5 protein-coding genes are annotated in these 6,148 nt (G+C 56.7%); 2 read left to right on the top strand and 3 right to left on the bottom strand.

The annotated features are described in order from the left end of the window. The first annotated feature begins 174 nt into the window (after positions 1 to 174). Both JRJ26_19900 and JRJ26_19895 read left to right on the top strand, forming a co-directional pair. Positions 175 to 1,278 carry an NAD/NADP octopine/nopaline dehydrogenase family protein gene (locus JRJ26_19900; protein ID MBW2059754.1) on the top strand — a complete coding sequence of 368 codons (1,104 nt, stop codon included), beginning with the start codon at positions 175 to 177 and terminating at the stop codon, positions 1,276 to 1,278. A 62-nt stretch (positions 1,279 to 1,340) separates the two neighbouring features. Then, positions 1,341 to 2,330 carry an ornithine cyclodeaminase family protein gene (locus JRJ26_19895; protein MBW2059753.1) on the top strand — a complete coding sequence of 330 codons (990 nt, stop codon included), beginning with the start codon at positions 1,341 to 1,343 and terminating at the stop codon, positions 2,328 to 2,330. Between the two features lie 108 nt (positions 2,331 to 2,438). Here the strand turns inward: JRJ26_19895 and JRJ26_19890 are convergent, their stop codons facing one another. From JRJ26_19890 to JRJ26_19880, 3 genes are all read right to left on the bottom strand, one after another. After that, positions 2,439 to 2,930, bottom strand: coding sequence for a trimethylamine methyltransferase family protein (locus JRJ26_19890; GenBank protein MBW2059752.1), 492 nt, complete (start codon positions 2,928 to 2,930; stop codon positions 2,439 to 2,441). Between the two features lie 12 nt (positions 2,931 to 2,942). Beyond that, a complete protein-coding gene (locus JRJ26_19885; protein MBW2059751.1) occupies positions 2,943 to 3,926 on the bottom strand; it encodes a trimethylamine methyltransferase family protein in 984 nt (327 codons plus the stop codon). A gap of 135 nt (positions 3,927 to 4,061) precedes the next feature. Continuing rightward, positions 4,062 to 5,366 (bottom strand): FAD-dependent oxidoreductase, encoded by a 1,305-nt coding sequence (locus JRJ26_19880; protein ID MBW2059750.1) that lies wholly within the window; start codon positions 5,364 to 5,366, stop codon positions 4,062 to 4,064. Between the last annotated feature and the right edge of the window lie 782 nt (positions 5,367 to 6,148).

The raw sequence follows: 6,148 nt of genomic DNA, 5'->3' as shown, positions 1-6,148 counted from the left end.
TCGTGGGGAAGGGGCAGGAATTCCCCACCCGAGAAGCCTTGACTAGAATCCGTTCCGTGCTATCTTGTCTAAGGCCGATATGTTTTAAAGGCCGGAAGGGCGTAAGGAAGAGGCCGTCTTCAGGCACAGGGCTACTCGAGGGCGGTTTTATTTGCCACCAAGGGGGTGATCGACATGAGAATCGCGATTCTTGGAGCTGGAAACGGCGGAAAGGCGGCGGCCGCGGATCTCACCCTGGCCGGGCATACCGTAAGTCTCTTTGAGTTCCCGAGGTTTGACGAGAATCTCAGGGATATTCGAGACACAGGCGGACTCGCTCTGGTGGGCGCAGGCCGGCAGGGTTTTGCCAAACTGGACAGGGTAACTACGAGTATTGAAGAGGCCCTGGAAGGGGCTGAGATGATCCTCCCTGTCCTTACGGCCTTCGGCCACGGGGAAGCGGCTCGAGCCTGTGCCCCCCACCTGGTCGACGGGCAGACGGTTGTTTTGACCCCGGGTTCGAGCCTCGGCAGCCTCCACTTCTACCGTATCCTGGAAAAAGAGGGCGTGAAGGCCGACGTCGGAATCGGTGAAGTACACACCCTGCCCTACGCCGCACGGCGGGCCGATGGAGAAATCCGCATCCTGCTCGGCGTAAAGAAGCTGTGGCTGGCCGCCTTTCCTGCAAGGAACACACCGGACGTGCTTGAGAAATTCAGGTCTCTCTATCCCGTAGCCGAACCCCAGAAGAACATCCTCGAGGTGGCCTTGAACAACGGAAACCCCGTCACCCACCCGGTGCCGTCTCTGCTCAACGCGGGAAGGGTCGAATACTCAGGGGGTGAATTCTATCTCTACGCGGAGGGAATTACACCCCATGTGGTCAACGTCATCGAGGCCGTTGATGAGGAGAGACTCGCCCTGTGCAGAAGGCTCGGCTACCCGGAGATATCCACTTTGGATCGCCTGTACCTCACGGGTTACAGCATTACCAAGGCGTCTCTCTACCAAGCCTACCGTACGAGTCCGGCCTTTTGCGGCGACTTTCCTCCCAAGGGGCCCGACAGCGTCATGCATCGATACTATACAGAAGAGGTTTCTTACGGCCTGGTCACGTGGTCCAGCCTGGGCCGTATGATAGGGGTGGCCACGCCCACCATCGATGCTCTCATCCTCTTGATTTCAAAACTTCACAAGAGGGATTACTGGACCGGAGCAAAACGTACCATGGAGGCTTTAGGTATCTCCGGCATGACCATAGAGGAGTTGAATGCCTACCTGGAGACCGGCAGCAACTGAGGTCTCAGACATAGACCATTCAAGCCTCGGGAGAGTGTGATTCAGGGAAGAGAGGTATTCCGATGAAGCGTATCGAATTCATGTACCTTTCCCAAGAAGACGTCATGGGGCTCAATCTGGGTCTGGGAGAGATCATCGATCTAGTGGAACAAGGCCTGAGAGAACACGGACTCGGCAGAGTGGAGAACCCTCCAAAACCGGGGATCCATTCCAAGGCAAACTCGTTCATTCACGCCATGCCGGCCTACTACAGGGGCCTGAACATCGGGGGGATGAAATGGGTCAGCGGCTACCCTGGCAACAGGGAACTCGGGCTTCCCCAGATCCTGGGCCTCATGGTACTCAACGACATGGATACGGGGTTGCCGGTATGCGTTATGGATTGCCGCTGGATAACGGCCATGAGGACCGCCGCGGTGACGGCGGTGACCGCCAAGTACTGTGCTCGAAGAGACTCGAGCATCGCAGGCATCATCGGTGCCGGGGTCCAGGGACGGTATAATCTACTGGCACTCAAGCAGGTCTTGCCGGGTATAAGAAAAGTGAAGGTCTTCGACATCAACCGAAAGGCAGCAGAAAAATACAGAGACGAACTCTCCCGGAGAACCGATGTGGAAATCTCCATAGGCGACGACGTGGAGAGCGTGGCAAGGGACACGGACGTTCTCCTCACCGCCACCCAGAGACTGGAGAGGCCTCTTGTCAGAGAAGAGTGGTTCGGCAAGGGCTGCCTGGGCTTCGGGCTGGAAGCGAGCCGTGCCTGGTACGGGGAAGCGATCTTGAAGGCCGATAAGTTCATCACCGACGACTGGGAACAGACAGAACATTTCCACGCCCAGGGGGCTTTCCCGGACGGCCTGCCAGAGCTCTATGCCGAGTTGGGTCAAATCGCGTCACACCAGAAACCGGGCAGGGAAAACCCTGAAGAGAGGATCCTCGCCATCAACATCGGACTCGCCCTGGAAGACGTGATCGTCGCCAACCGGATATACCAAATCGCCCGAGAGAGAGACAACTATGCCCGTCTGGTCTTGATGGAAAAGGACTTCTAGCCCGTGAATTGAGGACACCGGACAGAGCGGATACCGAGCCCGTGAGGAGGGATGCCCGGCCTCCGGCTCCGGAGCAAGGTCTCTTTACTTCCCTCCTCCACGATCGATCTATTCCTGGGTATTTTTCGCCTTGTATACACCCCTCTCCTTCTCCGCTTCCTCGATGATCGATCGAATGGTGGATCGCACATCATCGGGGAGCTCGGGTACCTCGTGTGTTTCAAGGACATGCCTGGCCTGTTGGAGGGCCTTCTGATAGATGTCCGTACCCGCGGCTTCCCAGTCGGAACGCATCCTCCGGTCGATCAAGCGGGCCTGGGATTGGGACCGCATATGGTTGTAGGTGGTCTCGTGGGAAAGGTAATCGCTGAATATGCCCACCTCCTCGATGGTATCCAGGGAGAGAGTCTCGTCATTGACCTGTATCCCGCCCACCGCGTGGAGGATCATCCCGGCCACCTCGTTGTCCAAGACCAGTTGGGCCAAGTCGAAGGTGATTCCCATTTCCAGCATGCCCAGCCCGTAGATCACGTTGGCCCCTGCCAACGCCGGTAACAGACCGGTTATCGTCTTCTCATGCCCAGCCTGGTAGTCGGTGATTTTGGTATCTCCCTACCCACCGGCGACAAAGCAGGGCAGCTGGTAGTACTGCGCCAGCCGTGCCACACCGGCGCTGATCATGCCGAGTTCAGGGCATCCAACAGATGAGGTGGCCGCCCTCAGATCCAATGGACAGGTCGAACTCCCGTAGACAAAAGGCGACCCCTTGCAGGTCAGTTGATTCAGGACGAGGCTCGAAAGAACCTCGCAGTTCTGCAGAACAAGGGTCCCTGCCAGGTGGATGGGAGCCGACCCTCCTGCCATGGCCATTCCTATGATGTTGACGGCAAGGCCGTTCCTGGCCGCCTCCATGATTATCTCGCAGTGGTGTCTGACGAGCTTGAGGGGGCTCACCGGGCATGTCACAAAGGTGAGCAAAGGGCGTTGTTTCAGCCTCTCCTTGCCTCCCACGATGGCAGAGAGGATCTCCACGATCTTCCTTGCCAGATAGCCGTCCTGGGGGCCCAGCCAGTGATGCTTGGTCGTATTCGTCAGGGAGGCCTCGGCATTATGGAGGGACTGGACCGCAGGGGGCTTGTCATGAGAGCACATGGCCCTTTCATAGGTGGCGATGTTGTCCAGGTAGTCGATGAGGCGAGCGGCCTTTTCCGTGTCCGCCTTGACCGACTTACGGTACTCGCCGGTGTAGGGGTCGACAAACATGATCCCCTCGCCGAAATTGGTGAAGGAGACCCGATTATGCTCCAGGACAATATCCCTGTCAGGGGTGCGACCACAGGCGACAAAGGTTTCCGGCGCCGAGCGGATCGAGTCTTCCACCAGATAGGGTGGTATCTTGACGATCTTCTTTTTCGGATCCACAAGGGCTCCCGCGCTCCCGAACACCTCCAGAGCCTCCTCGTCTTCGACAAAAACACCCGTCTTCTGAAGCGCTTCGAGTGTTGCCAGGTGAATCTCATAGACCTCATCGTCGGTCAAGGTGTTCAGGCTGAACCCCCCACTGTGCCGTTTACCTGCCTTCAATTGACGCTTCATACGTTCCACCTCCCCTCTGTTCTCTCTTCTCCCGAGCCCGCCCTCGCAGGCCCAGAGCCCTCGACTGGGCCAGAGGCCTGATCATATCAGAGAATCTCCACACTGCCCTCTACTGCCGACTCCGCAAAGGAGGCTCTAACGGATCCTGACGCCCTGTCTTTCCAGTGCCTTCTGAACCTTGGAGACATCGACCCCTCTGCACTCAACATTCTCCTTTAGCGAAACCGCGGCAGCCACCCCTGCCCCCTGGCCCGTAACAGTGCAACACATCATCTGGCGGGTGGCTGCATGGGAGATTTTGTCTCCTGCCACACACCGACCGGCAACCAGGAGGTTCTCCACCTTCTTTGGGAGTATGATGCCATAGGGAACGTGAAAGTATCTCCCAGTGGTAGGGATGATTACCAGGCCGTATGCGTCGAGAAATTCCGGAAATATGCCGATAGAATCCTCAAAACGTGCTTCGTTTCTCACGTCCTGTTCGGTAATATTATACTTGCCGATTATCTTTCTCGATTCCCTGGTGCCCAGAGACGAACCAAAGGTCCTGAGTTTGGCCCTTTCGAATCCAGGAGCATACTTTCTCAGGGCCTCCAGACACCACATGGCATGCTGCCTCCCTTCCATCTCCGCCCTAGTCAGGTCCCAGACGTCCGTGGGATCTATACCCAGGACACGAACCGCATTTATGTGCTTGGCCTCTCCTTCCTCGGTGAGACTATGCCAGAAAGCCTCTATCCATATGTCCTCAGGGATCTCACCGGCCTCTCTGGCCTTCCTGAAAGGTTCGTCCATATAAGGGCTGAAAAGATCGTCCTCTTTCCCAGAGGTCTCTCTTGCCCAGTCGCGCAAGCGGGGACGGAGTTGCTCCACGTATTGGAGAAATCTCTCGACGTCGACCCCGCTGCACCCGAAGCTCACCGTCACAGACATGAGCTCCTGCTTTGAGGCTTTGCGGTGTGGAGCGCCTGCGTGGTAGGCTATGTCCGCATCACCCGTAGCATCGATAACTCTCTTGGCCAGTATGGCCTGCCTTCCGGATTTGCTTTCCGTGATGACCCCCTTGATGGTGTTTCCCTCCATGATCGTATCGACGGCAAAGCAGTGAAGAAGAGGGACGATAGCTGCCTCCTGCACCATCTTGTCGGCCACATACTTGAAATAGTCGGCATCGAGATACTCCCCCAGGGATTCATAGTCCCTGTGGGTTCCCCCCATCTCCTTGGCGCGTCTTTCAAACTCAACACCTATCCCTCCCGCCTCAACCGTCCCCTCATGCCTGTACCATGCGATAGACTCTACCTGAGCCTGGGTGATATTCCCTCCAAAGCAACCATATCTCTCTACCAGCATGGTATCCACGCCTTCCCTGGCCGATGCCAGAGCAGCGGCCAGGCCCCCGGGACCGCTTCCCACCACCAGAACATCCGTCTCCGCCATAACAGGAACGGTTCTCGACGGCTCTTTGATCTCTTTCACTTCTTCTCACCTCCAGTTAGGATTGTCGCCCCCCTTCGGGCCGGCTCGACCAGCTAACCCATGCTTCCCTCAAAGGGGGGGAAGCGCTTCATCAACAAAGGCTCTGTGCGGGACAACTCTCTTCTGCTTACCAGCCGGGAAGAATTACGAAACCGCCATCAGGTCCCTCTTCACGTTAGCTGCCACCGCGAATATAGCAGAGTTCAGACACAAAGGTCAACGGCCCGGATGGATGTGGCCGCGGCCCATCTTTCCAGGGTGGATGGTCTTCCTTAACGACTCCCGACCTGGAGATTCAGTCCCTCCCAAAGAAGAGGTCTTGCAATCTCTTTTTGCCAAAAGGGACCTCCTATCTTTTCGCCTCTGAGGCCTCTCCTCCGTGTTCCGAGCCGTTTGTGCTACCAGCGGAGTCAGACTGGCGAGGGCTTTTCTGGGTGTGGGGAGGCGAGTTTACCCCATGGCTTGGCCAGTAAGGAGGGCTTTATGTGGGTATTTGGGCTCGAGGCGAGGAATTTCACCCGAGGGTGGTATATTTTCATCATAAAACGTTGATATCAAAAATAAATGTGGCGATCTCCTCTCTGTTTTGGTACCATGGGGTCAGCAACAAACAAAAGCCGAAGGGTAACTCCCCACCCTGTCTGGCGATGGTTATGAGTTCACGGCGACGTTCACCTCCTGGGTTTTGGTTTTTCTTTTTCTGCGTTGTGGGGTCGACTCATCGATTGTCAGAGGTTCTGGTA

The sequence above is a fragment of the Deltaproteobacteria bacterium genome (assembly GCA_019308905.1).
In the GTDB taxonomy this organism is placed as follows: domain Bacteria; phylum Desulfobacterota; class BSN033; order WVXP01; family WVXP01; genus JAFDHF01.
This window is presented reverse-complemented; position numbering and strand designations above follow the sequence as displayed.

Coding starts and splice junctions, on each gene's coding strand:
- JRJ26_19900 (MBW2059754.1), top strand. CDS start 175: ATGAGAATCGCGATTCTTGGAGCTGGAAACGGCGGAAAGGCGGCGGCC.
- JRJ26_19880 (MBW2059750.1), bottom strand. CDS start 5,366: ATGGCGGAGACGGATGTTCTGGTGGTGGGAAGCGGTCCCGGGGGCCTG.
- JRJ26_19885 (MBW2059751.1), bottom strand. CDS start 3,926: ATGAAGCGTCAATTGAAGGCAGGTAAACGGCACAGTGGGGGGTTCAGC.
- JRJ26_19895 (MBW2059753.1), top strand. CDS start 1,341: ATGAAGCGTATCGAATTCATGTACCTTTCCCAAGAAGACGTCATGGGG.